The organism is Streptomyces sp. STR69 (assembly GCF_024519455.1).
Classification (GTDB): Bacteria; Actinomycetota; Actinomycetes; order Streptomycetales; family Streptomycetaceae; genus Streptomyces.
Genome location: NZ_JALJRY010000023.1, coordinates 111,848 through 136,347, shown reverse-complemented (window position 1 = coordinate 136,347; position 24,500 = coordinate 111,848). Strand labels below are relative to the sequence as shown.

Annotated in this window: 7 protein-coding genes and 2 pseudogenes; 2 read left to right on the top strand and 7 right to left on the bottom strand. The window is 73.8% G+C overall.

All coding sequences use genetic code 11. From position 1 onward, the window contains the following. Positions 1-12: 12 nt before the first annotated feature. Together OC490_RS35370 and OC490_RS35365 are read left to right on the top strand one after the other, a co-directional pair. Positions 13-1,530: an FAD-dependent monooxygenase gene (locus tag OC490_RS35370; RefSeq protein WP_262062128.1), complete on the top strand. Its 1,518-nt coding sequence runs from the start codon at positions 13-15 to the stop codon at positions 1,528-1,530. Between the two features lie 92 nt (positions 1,531-1,622). After that, positions 1,623-2,378 (top strand): thioesterase II family protein, encoded by a 756-nt coding sequence (locus tag OC490_RS35365; protein ID WP_262062127.1) that lies wholly within the window; start codon positions 1,623-1,625, stop codon positions 2,376-2,378. 67 nt (positions 2,379-2,445) lie between these two features. Here OC490_RS35365 and OC490_RS35360 read toward each other — a convergent pair whose 3' ends face one another. The 7 genes and pseudogenes from OC490_RS35360 to OC490_RS35330 all read right to left on the bottom strand — a co-directional run. Then, positions 2,446-3,330 carry a 3-hydroxybutyryl-CoA dehydrogenase gene (locus OC490_RS35360; protein WP_262062126.1) on the bottom strand — a complete coding sequence of 295 codons (885 nt, stop codon included), beginning with the start codon at positions 3,328-3,330 and terminating at the stop codon, positions 2,446-2,448. Beyond that, entirely contained in the window at positions 3,327-4,316 is a 990-nt protein-coding gene (locus OC490_RS35355) for a 3-oxoacyl-ACP synthase III family protein (RefSeq protein WP_262062125.1), read from the bottom strand. Before OC490_RS35355 ends, OC490_RS35360 begins: the two co-directional genes overlap by 4 nt. A 1-nt stretch (position 4,317) precedes the next feature. Then, the gene (gene ccrA, locus OC490_RS35350) at positions 4,318-5,676 is read right to left on the bottom strand and encodes a crotonyl-CoA carboxylase/reductase (protein ID WP_262062124.1); all 1,359 of its coding nucleotides are present in this window, start codon (positions 5,674-5,676) and stop codon (positions 4,318-4,320) included. A 67-nt stretch (positions 5,677-5,743) separates the two neighbouring features. Continuing rightward, positions 5,744-8,938 (bottom strand): non-ribosomal peptide synthetase, encoded by a 3,195-nt coding sequence (locus tag OC490_RS35345; RefSeq protein WP_262062123.1) that lies wholly within the window; start codon positions 8,936-8,938, stop codon positions 5,744-5,746. 234 nt (positions 8,939-9,172) lie between these two features. Next, positions 9,173-12,304: a type I polyketide synthase gene (locus OC490_RS35340; RefSeq protein ID WP_262062122.1), complete on the bottom strand. Its 3,132-nt coding sequence runs from the start codon at positions 12,302-12,304 to the stop codon at positions 9,173-9,175. Between the two features lie 9 nt (positions 12,305-12,313). After that, a pseudogene (locus OC490_RS49645) lies at positions 12,314-16,006 on the bottom strand (SDR family NAD(P)-dependent oxidoreductase); the annotation flags it as partial. A 264-nt stretch (positions 16,007-16,270) separates the two neighbouring features. Beyond that, positions 16,271-24,424, bottom strand: a pseudogene (locus OC490_RS35330) (SDR family NAD(P)-dependent oxidoreductase); the annotation flags it as partial. Between the last annotated feature and the right edge of the window lie 76 nt (positions 24,425-24,500).

Here is a 24,500-nt window from a genome sequence, read left to right as displayed (position 1 = left end):
GAGGGGGCACACGTGGGACACACCGGCACGGACACGGATGTGGTGGTCGCGGGCGCCGGGCCCACGGGCCTGATGCTCGCCTGCGAACTGCGGCTGGCGGGCGCCGAGGTGACCGTGGTCGAGCGGCTCGCGCAGCGCTCGGGCGAGTCGCGGGCCGGCGGGATCCACTCCCGCACCCTGGAGGTGCTGGACCAGCGCGGCGTCCTGGAGCGCTTCCTCGCGGAGGGACAGCTGCAGCCGGTGGGCCACTTCTCCGGCCTCTACCTCGACTTCGACGAGTCGGAGTCGCGCCACCCCTACCCGCTGATGATCCTGCAGTCCGCCATCGAGCGGCTCCTGGAGGAGTGGGCGGCGGAGCTCGGCGTGCAGGTGCGCCGCGCCTGCGAGGTGCGCGGCATCGCCCAGGACGAGAGCGGTGTGAGGGTCGAGACCGGCGGGGCGCAGGAGGCGCCCGCGACGCTGCGCGCCCGCTACCTCGTGGGCTGCGACGGCGGGCGCAGCACGGTGCGCAAGCTGGCGGGCATCGGCTTCCCCGGCACCGAGGCGACGATGACGGCGCTGATCGGCGACGTCGAACTCCCCGGTCTGGGCGAGGACTACGTCTGGGTACGGCGCACTCCGGGCGGCGACTACTCGGCGATCGCGTTCGAGCCGGGCTGGCACCGGGTGATCACCTCGGAGTTCGACCGGGTCGCGGACCGCGACGAGGAGGTGACGTTCGAGCGGCTGCGGGAATCCATGGTCAGGGTCGCAGGCACCGACTTCGGCATGCGCAACCCCCGGTGGGTCTCCCGGTTCAACGACGCGGCGCGGCAGGCCGACCGGTACCGCAGGGGCCGGGTGCTGCTCGCCGGGGACGCGGCGCACATCCACTTCCCGGCCGGCGGGCAGGGGCTGAACATGGGCGTGCAGGACGCGGTCAACCTCGGCTGGAAGCTCGCCTCCGTGGTGCGCGGCCGGGCCCCGGAGAGCCTGCTGGACACCTACCACGCCGAGCGGCACCCGGTCGGGGAGCGGGTGCTGCACAACACCCGGGCGCAGTCGGCCCTGGTGCGTCCCGGACCGCAGACGGACGCGCTGCGCGAGGTGTTCGGCTCCCTGATGGTGTTCGACGAGGTCAACCAGTACCTGCGCCACCTGCTGACGGCCCTCGACATCCGCTACCCCCTCGACGGCGACCACCCGCTGACCGGCCGCCGGGTCCCGGACGCCGACCTGAAGGCGCCGGACGGCGCCACCCGGGTCCACGAACTGCTGCACGCCGCCCGCCCGGTCCTGCTCGACCTGGCCGGCGACGCGGCGACGGCGGCCGTCGCCGCGGGCTGGGCCGGCCGCGTGGACGTCGTCGAGGCACGCAGCGAGGACGAGCACTGGATCGTCCCGGCCCGCGGCGAGATCCCCGCACCGGCCGCGCTCCTCATCCGCCCCGACGGCCATGTCGCCTGGGCGGCCGAGGACGGCACCGCACCCGACACCGGCGCGCTCAAGGCCGCCCTCGAGACCTGGTTCGGCCCGGCCCTGCAGGGCTGAGCGACCCCCTGCCCCGAAACGAACGGCACCGGACCGCCCCGCGACGGGACCGGCCGTCACGACCCGAGACCCGACCGAAGGGACAACCCATCGTGAACAGCACGTGGTTGCGACGCTTCACCACGACCGCGGCGGACGGGCCACGGCTCGTGTGCTTCCCGCACGCGGGGGGCTCCGCGACGGCGTTCAAGGACCTGGCACGCGCACTGCACCCGGACATCGACGTGCTGTGCGTGCAGTACCCGGGCCGCCAGGACCGCTACCGCGAGGAGCCGTTCACCGCGCTGGCCCCGCTCGCGGAGGCGGTGACGGAGGAGCTGGCCCGTGAACTGGCCGCGGACGGGCGGCCCTACGCCCTGTTCGGGCACAGCATGGGCTCGCTCGTGGCGTTCGAGACGGCCCGGCTGCTGGCCCGGCGCCGGCTGCCCGCCCCGCAGCGGGTGTTCTTCTCCGGCCGGGGCGGCCCCGACCTGCGCGACAGCGCCTACGACCTCTACGACGACGCCGACATGCTGGCCGAGGTGCGCCGGCTGGGCGGCACCGACCAGTCCATGCTCGAGGATCCCGACATCCTGGAACTGGTGCTGCCCGCGCTGCGGGCCGACTACCGCATCCTGGGCACCTACCGCGCCACCGCGGGCGAGCCGCTCACGGTCCCGGTGACCGCCCTGATCGGCGACAGCGACCCGATCGCGACGGTCCGGGACGCCCACACCTGGCGGGAGCACACCACCGGCGACTTCACGGTGGAGGTGTTCCCCGGCGGGCACTTCTACCTCTTCGACCAGACCGACCGGGTCGCCGCCGCCGTCACCGAGGGACTCCTCACGCGGGCCGCCGCTTCCTGAGCGGGGCGCGGAGCAGGAGGAGGGGCCCGGGTCGAACCCGGGCCCCTCCTCCTGCTGTGCGCCCCGCTCAGGCGTAGGTGTGGAAGCCGCGGCCGGACTTCCTGCCCAGCAGGCCGCCCTCGACCATGCGCAGCAGCAGCGGCGGCGGCGCGTACAGGGGCTCCTTGAACTCCTCGTACATGGCCCGCGCGATGGAGACGGTGGTGTCCAGGCCGATGAGGTCGGCGAGCCGCAGCGGGCCCATCGGATGCGCGCAGCCCTGCACCATGCCCTGGTCGACGACCTCCGCCGTCGCCAGGCCCGACTCGACCATGCGGATCGCGGACAGCAGGTACGGGAACAGCAGCGCGTTGACGAGGAAGCCCGCCCGGTCCGGGAAGGCGATGGGCTTCTTGCCCAGGACGTCGCGGACGAAGACCAGCGCCCGCTCGCCCACCGCCGCGTCCGTCAGCACCGATGAGACCAGCTCGACGAGCGGCAGCGCGGGCACCGGGTTGAAGAAGTGGATGCCGAGGACCTGGCCGGGGCGCCGGGTCGCGGCGGCGAGCCGTACGACGGGCAGGGAGGAGGTGTTGGTCGCCAGGATCGCGTCCGGGTCCTCGACGATCTTGTCGAGGGTGGCGAACAGGTCCAGCTTGAGCTGCTCGTCCTCGGTGACCGCCTCGATCACCAGCTGGCGGTCCGCCAGGTCGGCGAGGTCACGTGTGAACGACACCCGGCCCAGCGCCGCGTCGCGTTCCTGCGCGGTCAGCCTGCCCTTGGCCACGCCCCGCTCCAGCGAGGCGGCCAGCCGCTGCGGCGCCGTCACCAGCGATGCCTCGGAGAACACCGCGACCCGCACGTTCAGCCCGCTCTTCGCGCAGAGTTCGGCGATGCCGGTGCCCATGATGCCGCTGCCTGCGACGCCCACCCGCTCGATACCGGCTGTGGCGCTCTGTGTGGACGTGGTCATGCCCGGGTCCCCCAGTTCAGAAGTGTCGCTCCGATCGACATGCCGCCGCCGAACCCGGCGAGCAGCACCAGTTCCCCCTGCTTCAGCGCGCCGGTGCGGTTGGCCTCGTCCAGGGCCACCGGGACGGAGGCGCTGCCGACGTTGCCGTACCTGACCAGCGTGCGGTGGGTGAGCGCGGCGCCGAGTCCGGTGCGCTCCACGACCTCGCCGAGCATCACGCCGTTGGCCTGGTGCGGTACGAAGTGGTCGACCGCGCCGATGCCGACGCCGGCCCTGCGGGTCAGGGCGAGGAGCGCGGGCGGGACGTGCTCGGCGACGAAGTCCCGTACCCCGCGGCCGTCCATCCTGAAGAAGTGGCCGCCCTCGGCGACGGTCTGCGCGGACGCCGGCCTGCGGCTGCCGCCGGCCTCGACCCGGATGAGATGGTGCGCGTCGCCGCGGCTGGCCAGATCGGTGGCGATGATCCCGTACGGCTCCGGGACCGCGCCGACGACCGCGGCGCCGGCGCCGTCGGCGAACAGGATCGCCGTCCTGCGGTCGGTGAAGTCCAGGATCCGCGAGTAGACGTCCGCGCCGATGACCAGGATGCGGGCGGCCGGGTTCACGGTCACCAGGCTGTGGGCCAGTGCCAGGGCGTAGACGAAGCCGCTGCACACGACGTTGACGTCGAAGCAGGCCGCGCCGTAGGCGCCCAGGCCGTGCTGGACCAGGTAGGAGGTGGGCGGCTGCGGGAAGTCCCCGGTGGAGGTCGAGACGATGATGTGGTCGATCTGCTGCGGGCCCAGCCCGGCCTGCTCCAGCGCACGTTCGGCGGCCTTCACCGCCAGGTCGGACGTCGCCTCGTGCTCGGCGGCGTAACGCCGGGACTTGATCTGCGTCTTGCGCTCGATCCACTCCGCGGTGACACCGACGCGCTCGGCGACCTCCTCGTTGCCGACCTCGTGCTTGGGCAGGTAGGAGCCGGTGGAGAGGATGCCGATCCCCATGTCAGGACACCTCGGCGTCATCGGCCGCGCCCCGGCGGCGCAGCGGGTTGAGGCGCTGGGCGCCGATCTTCTCGCGCAGCGCGGGATCGGTGACACCGAGCCCTTCCTCGGGGGCGAGGCAGAGCACGCCGACCTTTCCGGTGTGCTTGTTCAGCTGGACCAGCCGTGCGGCCTCGCCCACGTCCTGCAGCGGGAACACCTCGGACAGGACGGGCGCGAGATGCCCCAGCTGGAAGAGCCGGTTGCACTCCGCCTGTTCCTGGAGGTTCGCGGCGTGACTGCCCACGATCCGCTTGAGGTTCATCCACAGATAGCGGTTGTCGAAGTGGTGGTCGTAGCCGGTGCTGGAGCCGCAGGTGACGACGGTGCCGCCCTTGCGCACGACGAACACCGAGATCCCGAACGTCGCCCGTCCGACGTGGTCGAACACGACGTGCGGGTCCTCGCCGAGCTGCCTGCGGATCTCCCGTCCGAGCCGCTTGCCCAGCTCGATCGTCCGCTCGGGGGTGAGCGCGTCGTCGCCGCCCATGCCGATGTCGCTGCGGTTGATCACCACGTCGCAGCCCAGGCGCCGCAGCACCTGCGCCTTCCGCTCGGAGCCGACCACGCCGACGGCGATACCGCCCGCGTTCTTCACCATCTGCACCGCGAACGCGCCGAGGCCGCCGGTGGCACCCCAGACGAGGACGATGTCGCCCTGCCTGATCCGCGCGCCGTTGTCGCCGACCAGCATCCGGTAGGAGGTGGCCGCGGTCAGCAGCACTCCCGCCGACTCCTCCCAGGTCAAGTGGGCCGGCTTGGGCAGGAGTTGGCTGGCGCGGACCACCGCGTAGTGGGCGAGGCCGCCGAAGTTCGTCTCGTAGCCCCAGATCCGCTGCCCCGACCCGAGCATCGCGTCGGCGTGCGTCGCCGGTTCCTGCTCGTCGACCTGGACGCAGCTGACGACGACGTGGTCGCCCGGCTTCCAGTGCCGTACCCCGGCCCCGGCGCGCACGACGACGCCGGAGGCGTCCGAGCCGACCACGTGGTGGGGCAGGTCGTGCCGGGCGGCCCAGCCGCCCTGACGGGCAGCGCGCCTGAGGAACTCGAACGTGGGCACCGGCTCGAACGTCGCCGACCACACGGTGTTGTAGTTGATGGAACTCGCCATGACGGCGACGACCACCTCGTCCGGCGCGATCTCCGGCATGGGGACCATGCCGACGTGCAACGACTTGCGGACGTCGTTGTCCGCCACACCGTCGAACATGCCGAGGTCCGCGGCCAGCAGGTGCGCCGCCTCGTACTCCGGGGGGAGTTCGTGTCGCCCCAGTTCGTCCGGGCCGGCCCCGGACAGCAGGGCCTCTGTCAAAGAATCCACCTGATTCCCTTTCACGTTTGCCGTGCCGAACCACTGCTGACCGGACCGGACCGGGCCGGGCGCGGTCTCAGAGGACCGCGCCCTCCCTCGTCCGCCTGCGCAGGCTCGGCCTGCTGGACTGGCCGAGGTCCTTCCACATGTCCGACAGGCCGGTGACGGTGCGCGCCGCGAACAGGCGGCGGATGGACACCTCCTGCTTGAGTTCCGCCCGGATGAGGCCGACCAGCCGGATCGCGCGCAGCGAGTTGCCGCCGAGGTCGAAGAAGTCCTCGTCGATGCCGACCCGGTCCAGCTCCAGGACCTCGGCGAACACCTCGGCGAGGATGCGTTCGGTGTCGTTGCGCGGGGCGCGGCGGGTGTCCGGCTCGGACTGCGGCTCGGGCAGTGCCGCCCGGTCGACCCTGCCGCCCGCCGTCACCGGCAGGCGTTCCAGCACGGTGAACAGCGCCGGGACCACGGACTCCGGGAGTCGTCCCGCGGCGAACCGGCGCAGTTCGTCGCCCGGGACGGCCCGGCCGTCCACCGGCACGACATAGGCCACCAGGCGCCGCTGCCCGGTGGCGTCCGCCCTGACGGCGACGACGGACCGGGCGAGGGCGGGATGCTCGGACAGCACCTCCTCGACCTCGGCCAGCTCGACGCCGACACCGCGTACGTCGACCTCGGCGCCCGCGTCGGCCACATGCTCGATCCGGCCGTCGGCGCCCCAGCGCACCCGGTCGCCGGTGCGGTGCATGAGCCCTCCGGCCGGACCGAACGGGCAGGGCACGAAGCGCTCCGCCGTTCGTCCGGGCCGCCCGAGGTATCCGCGCGCCACACCGGGCCCGGCCACGTACAGCTCGCCGGTGACGCCGGCGGGGACGGGTGCCAGGCCCGGGCCCAGGACGTAGAGGGCGGTGTTGTCCGCCGGACGGCCCAGGGTGCCCGCGCGGTGCTCCGGTTCGCCGGCGCTCAGGCGGTCGGCCGCGGCGAACCCGGCGGCTTCCGCGGGGCCGTGGCCGGTCACGACCCTCAGCCCGGGGCAGGCCCGGCGGACTTGGCGCAGGGCGGCCGCGGGCACGCGGTCGCCGCCGGTGAACACCTCGCGCAGCCCGGCGAGGGACGCGGGGTGGCGGGCCGCGATCTCCGCGAACCGGCCGGCGGGCAGCCACACGGCGGAGACGCCGTGCGCCGCGCACGCCTGCGCCAGCGCGTCGGCGCCGAGCTCCCCGGGAGGAGCGACGACGACGCGGCCACCGCCCAGCAGGGGTGCCCACAGTTCGAGGGCGAGGGTGTCGGAGGTCGCCGGGGTGTGCCACAGCACGGTGCTCCGCGCGGCGTCGCGCCAGGTGCGGTCCAGGACGAACCGCTCCATGTTGCGGTGCGTGATGCCGACCGCGGCCGTCGAAGCGGGTGTCACGGTCAGGAGGTTGTCCGGGTGCGGGAGCGGCGCGGCCTGGGCGGTGGCGGCGGTGGCGGAGGCGAGGTCGGCGAACACGAGCGCCGGTATCCCCAGGCCGGCGGAGAGCGCCTGGGCGGTTGCCGCGTCGGTGAGCAGGGCTCGTGCCGCGGCGTCGCCGGCCACGAGCTCGACCTGCGCCGCGGGCAGCGCCGGGTCGATCGGCAGGTAGGCTCCGCCCGCCTTCACCACGCCCAGGAGGGCGACGGCCAGGTCCGCCGACCTCGGCAGCGCCACCGCCACGACCGTGTCGGGCCCGACACGGTGTGCGCGCAGTGCGTCGGCCAGGCGGCTCGCGCGTTCGTCCAGTTCCCGGTAGGAGACCGTGACGTCGCCAAAGACCAGCGCGACGGCGTCGGGGGCCGCCTCCGCCTGCCGGGCGAACAGCTGCGGAACCGTCAGCGCGGGAAGGGGTGCGTCCGTGTCGTTCGGTGCCGTCAGCACCCGCTCCCGCTCGGCGCCGGTGAGCGCGTCCAGCGCGCCGACCGGCTGTTCCCCGTCGGCCACCACGGCCCGGATGTGGGCGATCAGCTCTTCGCCGATGAAACGCAGTCCGGCGCGGTCGTAGAGGCGTGCGGGGGCGTCGAGGCGGATGTACAGGTCGCTGTCGGCGCTGCCGTCGGTGTAGACGCCGATCGACAGTTCGTCGAAGGAGCCGGTGGTTCCGCCGAGGTAGCGCGCCAGGTGGTCGCCGAAGCGGAGCTGCTCGACGAACTCGACGACGTTCATGACGGCGCCGAAGCTGCCGCGGTCGCTCAGGGCGGTTCCGCTCGCGCGCTGGATGTCCGAGTAGTGGCAGGCGGTGTGGCCGGAGATCTCGTACGTCTCGTCGACGATCGCGTCGGCGAGGTCGGTGAAGGTCGCGTTCAGCGGGACCCTCACCCGTACGGGGACGACGTTCACCGCGAGGCCGGGTGTCCTGCTCGCGACGCCGGTCCGGTTGCCGACGGCGAGGGAGAGCAGGAACTCCGGGCGGTCGCAGCGGTGGCGGAAGAACACGGCCGCGGAGGCGGTCAGCATCGTGGACATCCACACGCCCAGGGACTTCGCCGCCTCGGTCCACGCGTCCGCCTCGGCGCGCGGGACGGTCAGGGTGCGGCTGACCATGCCGATGGGCTCGGTCAGTTCGCCCCACCGGTCGGCGTCGTTCATCGGTTCGGCGAGCGCGGCGCGTTCGGTGTCGGAAAGGGCGACGCGCGGGACCTGTGCGGGGGCGGGCGCGTCGGCGAGGTAGTCGCGCCAGAACCCGGTGTCGTCGGTGAACTCCGGGGAGGCGAGGTAGCCGGCCGCCTCGGCGGCGAACGACTCGGTGTCCCAGGGGTGCGGCAGAGCGGGAACCTGCTCGCCGCGTGACAGGGCCGTGTAGACCTCGGCGAGACGCTTGGAGAGCAGGCCGCCGGTGCCGAACCCGTCCGAGATGAGGTGGTGGTAGGCGATCACCACGAGCGAGCGGGCCGGCGCGAGGGTGATCACGCCCATCCGGAACAGCAGATCGTGTCCGAGGTCGAACGGCTCGCGCACCAGATCGGCCAGCGCCTCGCGCGCCGCCTGCTCGGGGTCGGCCTCGACGGACAGGTCCAGGAGGAAGGGCCGCCAGTCCCCCAGCTCGCGCGGTGTCAGGCGCAGCCCGTCGCCGTCGTCGGCGAAGGTGACGCGCAGGACCTCGGCCTCGTCCAGCACGTGCAGGAACGCGGACTCCATGACGGCCGCGTCCAGTCCGCCGTCCACGTCCCACATGGTCAGCGCATGGTTCAGTGTGTCGGCAGACATTTCCTCCGCCAGCCACAGTCCTTTATGCGCGGCCGAAGCAGCGAATGCACGCACACGGATCAACCCCTCAGCAAATCAGGTCCGGGAATCGGAGGAATTCGCAGATCACCCCACCTTCACGGAAGGTGAATCAGCAGGTCAAGACAGTTTGGTGCGGGGGCGGGACAAACCGTTTTCGGGCTTGCGGTGTCCCGCCGGCGGGACATTCCGCCGGCGGGACATTCCCCTTGCGGGATCATTTCCGCAGGGCGTGACCACGCCCGGAACACGGTCGGGTCGGCGGGTCGGTCAGCGTGCGCCGGACTTGGCCAGCGAGGACACGATGTGCCGGGCGATCAGCCGCGGGGAGGGGTGGCGCAGCACCACGTTCGGCCGCAGCTTCAGGCCGGTCGACGCGGTCAGGCGTTTACTCAGGTCCGCCGACAGCATCGAGTCGAAGCCGATCTTCGTGAAGTCGCCGTCGGGATCGACGGATTCACCGGAGGGATGCCCCAGCACGACGGCGACCCGCTCCAGGACATGGTCGAGGACGAGGGCCTGCGCGTCGTCGGGAACGAGCGCCACGATCCGCTCCGGCAGCGGAACCTGCTGCTCGTCGGCCACCGGCGGCTCCTGCGGTGACGCCTGTGCCACCGCGGCCGTGGTGGGTGCGGAGCTGAGCCAGTACCGCTGACGCTGGAAGGCGTAGGTCGGCAGATCCACCCGCCGGCGGGTGGTGAACAGGGCGGACCAGTCCACGCTCCCGCCCCGGACGTGGAGCGCGGCCAGCGAACCGAGGACGGCCTCCACCTCGCCCCGGCCGCGCCGCGACGACGACAGCACCAGCGCGTCGTCCAGGTCCTCGGCCATCTCCTGCACGGGGACGGTCAGCACGGGGTGCGGGCTCATCTCGACGAACACCCGGAACCCGTCCGCGGCCAGCTGCCGTACCGAGGATTCGAAGCGGACCTTCTCGCGCAGGTTGTCGTACCAGTAATCGGCGTCCAGCCGCGCGGTGTCGATGATTTCGCCGTACAGGGTCGAATAGAAAGGCAGTTCCGACGATTTCGGGCTCACGTCGGACAGGGCGCCGATCACCTCGTCCCGCACCCGTGCCACCTGATGGGAATGCGAGGCGTAATCGACCTTGATGCGCTGGGCCTGGGAACCGCCGGCTTTCATCTTCTCGATGAATTCGTCGAGCGCTTCCGGTTCCCCGGACACCACGACCGCGCGGGGTCCGTTGACCACGGCGACGCCGACCCGGTCGCTCCACGGCGCCAGACGCTGCTGCACCACCGCTTCGGACTCCGCGACGAACGCCATCCCGCCGTGCCCGATCAGCTCCACCAGGGCCTTGCTGCGCAGCGCCACGATCTTGGCGGCATCCCGCAGGGACAGCGCGCCGCACACATGGGCGGCGGCGATCTCGCCCTGGCTGTGGCCGATCACCGCGGACGGCTGAACGCCCCAGGACCGCCACAGGGCGGCCATGGACACCATCACCGAGAACAGCGCCGGCTGCACCACGTCCACCCGGTCCAGGGCCGGCGCGCCCTCCGTCCCGCGGATCACGTCGAGCAGCGACCAGTCGGTCCACTCGGCCAGTGCGGCCGCGCACGCGTCGAGGCTCTGCGCGAAGACCGGGAAGGCGGCGTACAGCTCCCGCCCCATGCCGACCCACTGGGAGCCCTGGCCGGGGAACATGAAAGCGACGCCGCCGAGGTTCCCGGCCGTGCCGCCGACCACCGCGGCGGACTCCTTGCCCTCGCTCAGCGCCCCGAGCGCGTCGAGGAGTTCGTCCTTGGTGCGGCCGAGCACCACCGCGCGGTGCTCGAACCGTGAGCGGCCCGACGCCAGCGACCAGCCGGCGCCGCCGAGGTCCAGGTCCGCGTCGGCGGCGGCGAAGTCGCGCAGCCTGGCCGCCTGCTGCCTGAGGGCCCCTGCGGTCCTGCCCGACACCACCCACGGCACCAGGCCGCCGACGACGCCCGCGCCCGTACCGCGCCCGTCCGTCTCCGGCGCCGGCTCCTGCGGCGGGGCCTCCTCCAGGACGACGTGCGCGTTGGTGCCGCTGACGCCGAACGAGGACACCCCGGCCCGCCGCGGACCGTCCGTCCTCGTCCACTCGCGTCCCTCGGCCAGGATCTCCACCGCGCCGGCGGACCAGTCCACGTGGTGCGAGGGCTCGGCCACGTGCAGGGTCCTGGGCAGGTGGCCGTGGCGCATGGCCATCACGGTCTTGATGACCCCGCCGACCCCGGCGGCGGCCTGGGCGTGCCCGAGGTTCGACTTCAGGGAGCCCAGCCACAGCGGCCTGTCCTTGTCCCGGTCCCGGCCGTAGGTGGCCAGCAGCGCGCCGGCCTCGATGGGGTCGCCGAGGACGGTTCCGGTGCCGTGGGCCTCGACCAGGTCCACCTCGGCGGGCGTGACGCCCGCGTTCGCCAGGGCCCTGCGGATCACCTTCTCCTGGGCGCGGCCGTTGGGGGCGGTCAGTCCGTTGCTGGCGCCGTCCTGGTTCACCGCGCTGCCGCGCACGACGGCCAGCACCGGGTGGCCGTTGCGCCGGGCGTCGGACAGCTTCTCCAGGAGCAGTACGCCCACGCCCTCGGCCCAGCCGGTCCCGTCGGCGCCGTCCGCGAAGGCCTTGCAGCGGCCGTCGGGCGAGAGGGCGGCCTGCCGGGAGAACTCCACGAACATCGCGGGCGTCGCCATCACCAGCGCCCCGCCGGCCAGCGCCAGGGAGCACTCCCCCGACCGCAGGGACTGCACCGCCAGGTGGAGGGCCACCAGCGAGGACGAGCACGCCGTGTCCACCGACACCGCGGGCCCGGTCAGGCCCAGCTCGTAGGCCACGCGGCCGGAGGCGACGCTCAGGGCGCTGCCGTACAGCAGATAGCCCTCCAGGTCCTTCTGGCCGCCCTCCAGGAACCGCCATCCGTACTCGGAGGAGCTGATCCCGGAGAAGACGCCGACCTCGGACCCGCGCACGTCGGCAGGGACGATGCCGGCCCGTTCGAAGGCCTCCCAGGAGGTCTCCAGGAGCAGGCGGTGGTGCGGGTCGACCGCCAGTGCCTCACGCGGGCTGGTGCCGAAGAAGTCCGCGTCCCAGCCGGCGGCGTCGGCCAGGAACCCGCCCTGGCGGGTGTACGCGTGGCCGGTGGCGTCGGGGTCGGGGTCGTACACGTCGCGCCAGCCGCGGTCCTGCGGGAAGTCGCCGATGACGTCGCGGCCCTCGCGGACCACGTCCCACAGTTCCTCGGGCGTCGATACGCCTCCCGGGTAGCGGCATGCCATGGCCACCACGGCGATCGGTTCGCCGCGGCCGGCCCTGAGGGCGTCGTTCTCCTGCCGGAGGCGGTCGCGTTCCTCCAGGAGCGTGCGCAGCGCCCGCTGGACCCGGTCCGCGCCGTCCGCCGTGCGTTCCGAGGAGTCGGTCATGCCATTCACCTACTTCTCTTCCAGGGCCAGGTCGACCAGTGCTTCGAGATCCAGGTCCGACAGTTCGTCCGCGCCGGCGCTCTCGTCCGCCGCCGGGGCGGCGCCGTCCGCTTCGGGTGCCCGGGCGCAGGCCAGGACCAGTTCGAGGAGGCCCGCGCCGCGCAGGCTGTCGATGGACACGGTCCGCAGCACGTCCCGGATCGCCGCGTCCTCGGTGGCGCTGGCCGTTCCGGTGTCCGCTGCGGGGCGCAGCAAGTCGCTGATGTGGCCGCTCAGTTCGCGTGGTGTCGGATAACTGAAAACGATGGTGGACGGCAGTCGAAGACCGGTGGAGGCGTTCAGGCGGTTGCAGAGTTCGACGGCGATCAGCGAGTCGGAGCCGAGCCGGGTGAACGCCTCGTCGACGTCGACACTCGCACCGGAGGTGTGTCCGAAGACGACGGCGACCTGTTCGCGGACCCATTCCAGGACCGTTGCCCCGGCTGCGTCGCCCGACAGGCCGGCCAGCCGGGCAGGCAGTCCCGCCGGGCCGCTGTCGGTGGCCGTGCTCGCCCTGGTGCGGCGCGGGCGGCCGCCCTCGACGAGGTCGCGCAGCAGCGGCGGCACCTCGTCGGCGTCCTTGTCGCGCAGCGCGGTGAAGTCGATGCGGGCCGGGACGAGGACCGGCTTGCCGCCGGCGCACGCCGTGTCGAACAGGGCCAGGGCTTCGGGGGTCGGCATCGCGGCGATGCCCGTGCGCCGCAGCCGCGAGAGGTCGGCGGCGCCGAGTTCGCCGGTCATGCCGCTGCTCTGCTCCCACCAGCCCCAGGCCAGTGAGGTGCCGGGCAGGCCCGACGCCCGGCGCCGGGCCGCCAGACCGTCCAGGAAGGCGTTGGCGGCGGCGTAGTTGGCCTGTCCCGCGGTGCCGAGCGTGCCCGCGAGCGCGGAGAACTGGATGAACGCCGACAGGTGGTGGTCCCGGGTCAGTTCGTGGAGGTTGACCGCGCCGCCGACCTTGGCGCGCAGGACGTGGTCGATGCTCTGCGCGGTCAGCGACTCGACGGTGCCGTCCGCGAGGGCTCCCGCCGCGTGCACGACCGCGGTCAGCGGGTAGCGGCCGGGCAGGCCGGTGAGCAGGTCCGCCATCGCGGCCCGGTCCGCGACGTCCAGGGCCGCGACCTGTACGGACGCTCCCGCGCTCCGGAGGTCGGCCACCAGCTCGGCGGCTCCGTCGGCGGCGGCGCCGCTGCGGCTGGCCAGCAGCAGGCTGCGTACGCCGTGTTCGGCGACGAGGTGGCGTGCGACGAGCGAGCCCACTCCCCCGGTGCCGCCCGTGACCAGCACGGTGCCGCCGCCGAGGCCGTCTCCCACGTCGAGGACCAGCTTGCCGATGTGGCGGCCCTGGCTCATCTCGCGGAACACCGCGCGCGCGTCGTGGATGTCGCGCAGGGAGAGCGGGGTCAGTTGCACCTGCCCGTCGGCGAACAGGTCCATGACGGCCCGGAACATCTCCTGGAGCGCGTCCGGGCCCGCCTCGTAGAGGTCGAAGGGCCGGTAGTCGACTCCGGGGTGGTCGGCTGCGACCTGCCGGGGGTCGCGGATGTCGGTCTTGCCCATCTCGACGAAGTGCCCGCCGCCCGGCAGCAGGGTCAGTGAGGCGTCGACGAACGTGTGCGCGAGGGAGTTGAGGACGACGTCGACACCGCGGCCGCCGGAGGTGCGGCGGAACTTCTCGGCGAACTCCAGGTCGCGGGAGGACGCCAGGTGCGCCTCGTCCAGTCCCAGGGCCTGCAGGACGGGCCACTTGGCGGGGCTGGCGGTGGCATAGATCTCGGCGCCGGCGTGCCTGGCCAGCTGGACGGCGGCCATGCCGACGCCGCCCGCCGCGGCGTGGATGAGGACGCGCTGGCCTTTCCGGAGGTTCGCCACGCGGAGGAGGCCGTGGTAGGCGGTGAGGAAGGTGCACGGCACGGACGCCGCCTGGGCGTAGCTCCAGCCGTCGGGGACGGGCACGAGCATGCGGTGGTCGGCCACGGCCGTGCGGCCGAAGGCGCCGCTGAAGATGCCGGTGACCCGGTCGCCGGGTGCCAGGTGGGTGACGTCGTCCGCGGCTTCGAGGACGATTCCGGCGCCCTCGCTGCCGAGTCCGGCGTCGATGGCGGTGCGGTCCACCAGGCCCAGGGCGATGGTGACGTCGCGGAAGTTGAGGCCGGCGGCCTGGACGGCGACGCGGACCTGGCCCCGTGTCAGGGGTGCCTCCACCTCGGGGCAGGGGATCCAGGTCAGGTTCTCCAGCGTGCCTCTGGTCGGGATGCCCAGCCGGTGGGCTCCGGCCGGCGCGGGTCCGACGCGGTGGTCGGCGGGCTCGGCCGCCGCCAGCCGCGGGACCAGCAACGTCCCGTCGCGCAGCGCCAGTTGGTCCTCCGCCAGGGCGAGCGCGTCGGGCAGGCGGGCCCAGGAGGTGTCCGCGTCGTCGATGTCCACCAGTCGGAACCTGCCGGGGTGTTCGGTCCGGGCGGAGCGGATCAGGCCCCACACGGACGCGCCGGGCAGGCTCTCGACCCGCTCGCCGGTGTTGGCGTCGACGGCCAGGCGGGTGAGCACCACCAGGGTGGAGGCGGCGAGGGCTTCCTCGGCGAGGAGGCGCTGGACCTGCTCCAGTACCCGTTTGTCCGCGTCGGCGACGGTGTCGAGCAGGCCGGTGCCGGTGGTGACGGCGTCGTCCAGGGCCAGGACGATGTGGCGAGGTGTCTCCCCCGCGAGGACCTCGTCCATCGACGCGTGACGGACGGCGCCGGTGTGCGCGCCGGTGAGCCGGGCGGCAAGACCGCCCGGTGTGCCGAGGACGGCCCACGGCCCGTCGTGGGTCTCCCCCCTGTGCTCCTTCACCGGGCGCCACCGCAGTTCGTACAGCGGCCGTTCCTGCCCGCCGCGTGCGGAGCGGACCTGCTCGGCGGCGGCCGGCCGGAAGGCCAGCGTGGCGACGGTGGCGACCGGGCGGCCGTGCTCGTCGGCGACCGTCAGCGACACGGCGTCCTCGCCGGCCGGGGAGAGGCGGACCCTGACGGTGGGTGTGCACGGCCCGGTCAGGTGCACGCCGGACCAGGCGAAGGGCATGCGGCCCTGCTCTCCGGTCACCTCGATGACACCGCCGGCCACGGACGCGTGCAGGACGGTGTCCAGCAGGGCCGGGTGCAGGGCGAAGGCGCCGGCGGCGGTGGGGTCGGCGGTGTCGGGGAGGGTGGCGAGGGCGAAGAGGTCCTCGCCGTGCTGCCAGACCTCCCGCAGTCCGCGGAACAGCGGGCCGTAGTCGAATCCCGCGTCCGCGAACGCGTCGTAGAGGCCGCTGGTGTCGAGCCGCCTCGCCCCGGCGGGCGGCCATGCGGTGAGTGCCGGGGTGGCTTCCGGTGCGGTGCCCGGTGCCAGGTTCCCGGTCGCGTGGCGGGTCCAGCCGCTGTCCGCGGGGGTGTCCTCGGCGGGCCGCGAGTACACGTCGATGCAGCGGCGTCCGCTCGCGTCGGCCGCGCCGAGAACGACGCGTATCCGCACGTCGCCGGAGGCGGGCAGGATCAGGGGGACGGCCAGGGTGAGTTCCTCGACCGTGCCGCAGCCGACGTGGCCGCCGACGGACAGCGCCAGGTCCAGGTGGGCCGTCGCGGGGACGACGACGGCGCCGAACACGGTGTGGTCGCCGAGCCAGCCGTGGGTGCGCAGGGACCACAGGCCGGTGTAGACCCTCTCGTCGGTGCCGGGATGGTCCAGCACGGCACCGAGCAGGGGGTGTCCGGGAGCGGAGAGGCCGGCGGAGGCGACGTCCGTGGTCCGCGTCCCGGCGAGGAAGTCCAGCCAGTAGCGCTTCCGCTGGAAGGCGTACGTCGGCAGGTCCACCCCGCGGCGCGGGCCGAACAGGGCGCCGAAGTCCACCGGGGCGCCGCTCACGTGCAGCTGGGCCAGTGCGCCCAGCAGCGCCTGCGGGGCTGTGCGGTCGCGCCGCGACGCCGATACGACCAGCGCGTCGTGCACCCCTTCACCGGCGAGGGCCTCCTTGGTGATGCTCGTGAGCGTCGCCCCCGGCCCCACCTCCACGAAGACGCCCGAGCCGGCGGCGCGGGCGCTCTGCACCGCGTCCCAGAAGCGCACGGGGTCACGGACGTGGTCGACCCAGTAGCGGGCGGATGTCAGCTCCTGGAGGGTGACGTCGCGGCCCAGCCGGGTGGAGACGACGGGGATCGTCATCTCGCCGTCGGTCAGTTCGCCGAGCGCCGCCGCGAACTCGTCGAGGATCGGGTCCATCAGCGGGGAGTGGAAGGCGTGGTCGACCGGCAGGAGCTTCGCCGAGACGCCGTCGGCGGCGAGCCGGTCGCGCAGGGCGTGGACCTGCTCGCGCAGGCCGGACACGACCACGGACTCCGGGCCGTTGACGGCGGCGACACCGACGCGGTCGTACGCGCCGAGGAAGGCGGTCGTCCGCGTGGGCGAGGCACGGACGGCGAGCATGGCGCCGGGTTCGGTGACCGTCTGCATGACGCGTCCGCGGGCGGCGACGAGCCGGACCGCGGTGTCCAGGTCGAGGACGCCGGAGACGTGGGCGGCGGCGATCTCGCCGACGGAGTGGCCGATGAGCCGGGCGGGCCGCGGGGCGTAGCGGGCCAGGAGCCGGTACAGGCTGACCTGGAGGGTGAACAGGGCGGGCTGGGCGATGTCGGTGCGGTCGCGGCCGGCGGGATCGTCGGCGAGCAGGACGGGCTTGAGCCGGTAGGGCAGGTGGGCGTCGAAGCGGGCGCAGATCTCGTCGAGGCTCTGCGCGAAGTCGGGGTAGGTGTCGTACAACTGGCGCCCGGCGCCTGCCCACGGGGCGCCCTGTCCCGGGAACAGGTAGACGGGGCCGCCGGGTTCACCGGCCGTGCCGCGCACGACCGCGGCGCAGTCCCGGCCCTCGCTCAGTGCTTCGAGCGCGCTCAGCAGTTCGTCCCGGTCGTGGCCGAGGACCACCGCGCGGTGCTCGAAGCGGGTGCGGCTCGACACCAGTGACCAGCCGGCGTCGAGGAGGTCCAGGTCCGCGTCGGCGGCGGCGAGGTCGTGCAGGTCGCGTGCCTGCGCGCGCAGCGCCTGCTCCGAGCGCGCCGACAGCACCCAGGGCACCGGCCCGCTGCTGCAGTAGGGCAGGTCGTCCTCGTCCTCGTCGTCCTCCTCGGGCGCCTGTTCCAGGATCACGTGCGCGTTGGTGCCGCTGACCCCGAACGCGGAGACGCCCGCGCGCCGGGGGCGGCCGTCCGGCGTGGTCCACTCCCGGGCCTCGGTCAGCAGCTCCACGGCTCCGGCCGACCAGTCGACGTGCGTCGAGGGGCGGTCCACGTGCAGCGTCCTGGGCAGCACCCCGTGCCGCATCGCCATGACCGTCTTGATGATGCCGCCGACCCCCGCAGCCGCCTGCGTGTGCCCGATGTTCGACTTCAACGACCCCAGCCACAACGGGACTTGGGCATCCCGGTCCTGGCCGTAGGTGGCCAGCAGGGCGCCCGCCTCGATGGGGTCGCCGAGCGTGGTGCCGGTGCCGTGCGCCTCGACCGCGTCGACGTCGCCGGCCCGGAGCCGGGCGTCGGCCAGCGCGGCCCGGATCACGCGCTGCTGTGCGGGACCGCTGGGCGCGGTCAGGCCGTTGGAGGCCCCGTCCTGGTTGATGGCGGAGCCGCGGATCACCGCCCAGATCCGGCGCCCGTTGCGGCGCGCGTCGGAGAGCCGTTCCAGGACGAGCATGCCGACGCCCTCGGCGAAGCCGGTGCCGTCGGCCGCGTCCGCGAACGCCTTGCACCGGCCGTCCACCGACAGGCCCCGCTGCCGGGACATCTCGCGGAACACCTGGGGCATCCCGACGACGGTGACCCCGCCGGCCAGGGCCAGTGCGCACTCGCCCTGCCGCAGCGAGCGCACCGCCTGGTGCACGGCGACCAGCGAGGACGAGCACGCGGTGTCCGTCGACACCGCCGGTCCCTCCAGGCCCAGCGCGTACGACACCCGCCCGGAGGCCACGCTCAGCAGGGAGCCGGTCTGCGCGTAGCCCGCGATGGCCTCCGGGGTGGCGAAGTGGTTGCCGTAGCCGAAGTAGGCGAGTCCGGCGAACACCCCGGTGTCGCTGCCGCGCAGGGACTCGGGGTCGATGCCGGCCCGCTCCACGCACTCCCAGGACGTCTCCAGCAGCAGGCGCTGCTGCGGGTCGGCGGAGAGGGCCTCGCGCGGGTTGATCCCGAAGAAGTCGGCGTCGAAGTCGCCGGCGTCGTAGAGGAATCCGCCCTTGCGGGTGTAGCAGGTGCCGGGGTGGTCCGGGTCCGGGTCGTAGAAGGTCTCCAGGTCCCAGTTGCGGTCGTCGGGGAAGTCGTCCACGACGTCCGCGCCCTGTCGCACCAGCTCCCACAGGTCCTCGGGAGATGCCACCCCGCCCGGGTAGCGGCAGGCGGCGCCCACGATCGCGACGGGTTCGGCGGCGGCGTCGGTCAGTTCCTGAAGGCGCCTGCGGGTGTCGATCAGTTCGATCGACGTGCGCTTGAGGTAGTCGAGAACCTCGGCGTTGTTGTCGTCTGTCATCGCTTTCCCCTAGCCGAGCTCTTTGTCCAGCAGCGCGAGGAGTTCTCCCGCCGAGGCCGCACCGATCTGGTCGGCGATGGCGACCGGCGGCCCGTCGTCGCCCGCCGTCGCACGGACTCGGCCCTGCAGCTCGCCGAGCAGAGTGGAAATCGTGGCCCGGTCCCGCTGTGCGAGCGTGCGGAACGCGTCGTCGAGCCGGGCGCCCAGTCCCTCGATCTCCTTCACCAGGTGATCGGCCGGGGACCGCTGTTGCGCGCCGGGGTCCGGGGTGATGCGCGTGCCCAGGAAGCGGGCGACGGCGGCCGGGGTCGGGTGGTCGAACACGAGCGTGGCGGGCAGTTTCCGGCCGGTCACCGCCGCCAGCTTGTTGCGCAGCTCCAGCGCCGTGAGCGAATCGATCCCCAGCGTCTTGAACGTCACCGCGGGACCGACCCGCCCGGTGTCGGCGTGACCGAGGACGAGCGCGGTCTGCACCCGTACGGCGTCCAGCAGCAGCGCCTGTGCCTCGTCCGCCGGCAGTGACCTCAGCCGCTGCTCCAGCGGCACGTCGGCGGGCTCCTGGCCCGCCGGGCCCGCGCCGGGGCCGGCGGAGGTCCGGGCCAGGGTGCGCAGCAGCGGCGAGAGCGTCTGCCCGGCCTGCGGGGTGCCTGTCGCCGCCGGGTCCAGCAGCGCCGGCACGAGCACCGGTTCGTCGGCCGAGAGCGCCGCGTCGAAGAGCGCGAGCCCCTCCTGCGACGACAGCGGCCGTACGCCCTGGCGCCGCATGCGCTCGACGTCGGCTTCGCCGAGGCCGGCGCTCATGTCGCTGCGTTCGGCCCAGAAGCCCCAGCACAGCGCGCCGGCGGGCAGTCCCCGGCTGCGGCGGGCCTCGGCGAGGCCGTTGAGGAAGGCGTTGGCCGCCGCGTAGTTGGCCTGTCCAGGGGTGCCGAGCACACTGGAGACCGAGGAGAACAGCACGAACGCGGACAGCTGCAGGTGCTCGGTCAGCTCGTGCAGGTGCCAGGCGCCGCGCACCTTCGGCGCGAGGACCGCGTCGAGGCGGTCCTCGGTCAGGGCCTCCACGACGCCGTCGTCCAGGACGCCCGCGCAGTGGACCACCGCCGTGAGCGGGTGCTCGGACGGTACGGCGGCGATCAGTGCGGCGACGGCGTCGCGGCTGGTGACGTCGCAGGCCACGACCTCGACATGGGCCCCGGCCGCGGTCAGCTCCTCGCGCAGCGCCGCCGCGGCGGGGGCCGCCGGGCCGCGCCTGCTGGTCAGCACCAGCCGCCGCACCCCGTGCCGCTCGACGAGGTGGCGGGCCAGGATCGCGCCGAGTCCGCTGGTGCCGCCCGTGATCAGTACCGAACCGGAGCCGAGCGCGGGCGCCCCCGGTGCTCCGTCGCGGGGCCCGCGAGCGGCGGACGCGGTGGTGGCACGGGCCAGTCGGGGGGTGCTCACGCCGCCGGCCCGGATCTTCAGCTGGGCCTCGCCGGTCGCGGCGGCCGCCGGGACGCGGGCCCAGGACTCGGGCCGGCCGTCGGTGTCCACGAGCGTGAAGCGCTGCGGGTTCTCCGACTGCGCGGTGCGGACGAAGCCCCAGACGGCGGCCGCCGCGGGATCGGCGTGGGCCACCTGGTCGTCGTGGAAGGCGTTCCGCGTCACGAGGACCAGGCGGGAGGCGGCGAACCGCTCGTCGGCGAGCCAGTCCCGCGTCCACCGCAGTACCCGGTGCAGGCGCTGTTCGACGGCGGCGGGTGTGTCGTCGCCGTCGGTGTCGCCGCCGTCGGCGCGGGCGATGACGACGGGGGGTGTCTCCGCGCCGGACGCGACGAGGTCGGCGAAGGCCGCCCCGTCCCCTCCCTGGGCGTCGAAGTCCGCTCCCAGCACCGTGTACCGGCCCGCCGGCTGCCCGGAGGCAACCGCGACGGGGACCCAGTCCACCTGGAACAGCGCGTCCCGGTGGTCGAAGCCCAGCGCGGTCAGCTGCCCGGCGTCCGCGGGCCGCAGGCTCAGCGAGGCGACACCGCCGAGCGGTGTCCCGGTGCCGTCCGCGAGGGTCACGGACAGGGTGTTCCCGCCCGCGGGGGCGAGCCGCACCCGCAGGCGGGTGGGCCGGCCGGGGTCGAGGCGAAGTCCCGTGCAGTGGAACGGCAGCCGGCCCTCAAGCCGGGAGGTGCCGGCGGACGGATCCAGGTCGGCCGGGAGCAGCGCGGCGGTCAGCAGCGTCGGGTGGATGCGGAAGCGGTCCTGTTCCGCGCCGTCGGCCGCGGGCAGCTCGACCTCGGCGAACAGGGTGTCGCCCCGGCGCCACACCGCGCGTGTGCCGTGCAGCAGGGGTCCGTGGCCGAAGCCGAGGGCCGAGAGCCGGGTGTACGCGTCCTCGAAGGGCACGGCGGTCGCGCCCGCGGGCGGCCACTCGGTGAGGCCTTCCCGGGCGGGGGCCGGTGCGGTGCCGGATCCGGCGGCCCCGACGGCGTTGCGCGTCCACCCGCGCTCGCCGGCGGCGCGCGAGTGCACGCCGATCGCGCCCTCGCCGTCGACGACGACGCGGATCTCGCGTTCGGCCGTGCGGGAGAGCACCAGCGGGGCTTCCAGGGTGAGTTCGTCGACGGCGTCGCGGCCCGCCCGGTGCGCCGCCCACACCGCCAGTTCCGCCAGCGCCGCCCAGGGCACCAGGACGGCGCCGTGGACCACGTGGTCGGCGAGCCACGGGTGGCGCTCCAGCGACAGGCGTCCGCTGCCCACCACTGCGCCGCGGCCGTCGTCGTCGGGGAGATCGATCACGGCGTCGAGCAGCGGGTGGTCGGAGGTGTTCGCGACGGTGGTCTCGGCAGGGGTGTCCAGCCAGTAGCGCCGGCGCTGGAAGGGGTACGTGGGCAGCTCGACGTGCCGGCCGTCCGCGCCCTCGAAGGCCGTCTGCCACGACACCGCGGCGCCCGCGACGAAGGCCTCGGCCGCGGACTGGTAGAGCCGTGCGAGGCCGCCCTCGCCGCGGCGCAGCGAGCCCACCACGAAGCCGGTGGCGCCGGGGGTGGAGTCGAACATCTCCTGGATGTTCATCACGAGCAGCGGGTGCGGACTGAGTTCGACGACGGCGCTGTTGCGCTCCTGCTCGACCAGGCGTCCCATGGCGTCCGCGAACCGCACCGGTTGCCGCAGGTTGCGGTACCAGTAGTCGGTGTCCAGCCGCAGGGGGTCGATCGGGCCGCCGGTGACGGTCGAGTAGATCGTCACCGGTGAGGGTGCGGGGGTGATGTGGCCGAGTTCCTCCTGGAGCCGGCCGTCGAAGCGGTCCATCAGCGGTGAGTGGCCCGGGACGCTGGACTTGATCAGCCGGGCGCGGGCGCCCTCGGCCTGGCAGGCCGCGACCAGTTCCTCGACCGCCGCGGTCTCGCCCGACACCGTCGTGGAGTTGGGTCCGTTCACGGCGGCGATGCCGATGCGGGACTCCTGGCCCGCGAGCAGTTTCCGTACGCGGTCCTCGGGCAGCAGGATGCCGGCCATGCTGCCCTGTCCGGTGACCGTGGCCAGGAGCCGGGAGCGCAGGGCAACGATCTTGGCGGCGTCCCGCAGGGTCAGGGCGCCCGCGACATGGGCGGCGGCGATCTCGCCCTGGGAGTGGCCGATGACCACGTCGGGGCTCACCCCCAGCGAGCGCCACACCCGGGCCAGCGCCACCATCACCGCGAACAGCACCGGCTGGACGACGTCGATGTCCTCCAGGTCCGCCGAGTCCGGTCCGCCGCACACGGTGTCGATCAGCGACCAGGACACCCACGGCTCCAACGCCTCGGCGCAGGCGCGCAGTCCGTCGGCGAAGACCGGGGAGGTCTCCCACAGCTCCCGGCCCATCCCGATCCACTGGGCACCCTGGCCGGGGAACACGAAGACCGTCCTGCCCACCGGCCCTGCGGCTGCGGACACCGCGCCGCCGGACGCGGGTTCCTCCCCCGCGGCCACGGCGGCCAGCGCGGCGAGGAGTCCGTCCCGGTCGGCGCCGATGACCACCTGGCGGTGCTCGAACAGCGACCGTGTCGTCACCAGCGCCCGTCCCACCTCCGCGGCCGTCGCGCCGGTGTCCGCGGCCACGCTGTCGCGCAGCCGCAGCGCCTGCGCGCGCAGCGCCTGCTCCGAGCGTGCCGACAGCACCCACGGCACCGGCGCCCCGGTGGGCGCCCGGCCGGCGGCGGGCCGCGCGGCGTCACCGGCCGGGGTCCCGTCCGGCTCGGCGGCGGGCGCCTGTTCGAGGATCAGGTGGGCGTTGGTGCCGCTGATGCCGAACGCGGAGACGCCCGCGCGCCGGGGCCGGCCGTCCGGCGTGGCCCACTCCCGGGCCTCGGTCAGCAGCTCCACCGCGCCCGCCGACCAGTCGACATGCGTCGAGGGACGGTCCACGTGCAGCGTCCTGGGCAGCACCCCGTGCCGCATCGCCATGATCATCTTGATGATGCCGCCGACCCCCGCAGCCGCCTGCGTGTGCCCGATGTTCGACTTCAACGACCCCAGCCACAACGGGACTTCGCCGTCCCGTTCCTGCCCGTAGGTGGCCAGCAGGGCCTCCGCCTCCATGGGGTCGCCGAGCCGGGTGCCGGTGCCGTGCGCCTCCACCGCGTCCACCTCGCCGGCCGGCAGCCCGGCATCGGCCAGGGCCGCCCGGATGACCCGCTGCTGCGCCAGCGTGTTCGGCGCGGTCAGGCCGTTGGACGCCCCGTCCTGGTTGATGGCGGAGCCGCGGATCACCGCCCAGATCCGGCGCCCGTTGCGGCGCGCGTCGGAGAGCCGCTCCAGGACCAGCACGCCCGCGCCCTCGGAGAAGCCGGTGCCGTCGGCCGCGTCCGCGAACGCCTTGCACCGGCCGTCCGCCGACAGGCCCCGCTGCCGGGCGAGTTCCACGAACATCCCCGGAGTCGGCAGCGCCGACACCCCGCCGGCCAGCGCCAGCGTGCACTCCCCCGACCGCAGGGACCGTACGGCCTGGTGGATCGCCACGAGCGACGCGGAGCAGGCGGTGTCGGTCGACACCGCCGGGCCCTCCAGCCCCAGCACGTACGCCACCCGGCCCGAGGCCACGCTGAGGTACGTCCCGGTGAGCCGGAAGCCCTCCACCTCGCCGGCCGCGGCGCCGCCGACCCGGGGGCCGTAGTCGACGCCGTAGAGGCCGGTGAACACGCCGGTCGCCGAACCCCGCAGAGCGGCCGGGTCGATGCCCGCCCGCTCCAGCGCCTCCCACGACGTCTCCAGCATCAGCCGCTGCTGCGGGTCCGTCGCCAGCGCCTCGCGCGGGCTGATGCCGAAGAACTCCGCGTCGAAGTCCGGGAGTTCGGGCAGGAAGCCGCCGGTGCGCGTGTACGTCCTGCCGTGCGCGGCGGGGTCGGGGTCGTAGAGCCCTTCCACGTCCCAGCCGCGGTCTTGGGGAAAGTCGCCCATCGCGTCCACTTCGCCGGACACGACTCCCCACAGCCCTTCGGGGGACGTCACCCCACCCGGGAAGCGACACCCCACACCCACGACGGCGACGGGTTCGCGCGCGGACTCCTCCAGCTCGCGCACGCGCTCGCGCAGCTCCTGCGCGTCGCCGACGGCACGTCGCAAGTAGGAACGGAGCTTGTCGACTTCCTCCACCAGGGGCCTCCCTCAACAGTCGATTGGAAGA

What these genes read in the sequence shown, in the direction of transcription:
- OC490_RS35340 (WP_262062122.1), bottom strand. Translation starts at nt 12,304, where the DNA reads ATGACCGACTCCTCGGAACGCACGGCGGACGGCGCGGACCGGGTCCAG.
- OC490_RS35355 (WP_262062125.1), bottom strand. Translation starts at nt 4,316, where the DNA reads ATGGGGATCGGCATCCTCTCCACCGGCTCCTACCTGCCCAAGCACGAG.
- OC490_RS35360 (WP_262062126.1), bottom strand. Translation starts at nt 3,330, where the DNA reads ATGACCACGTCCACACAGAGCGCCACAGCCGGTATCGAGCGGGTGGGC.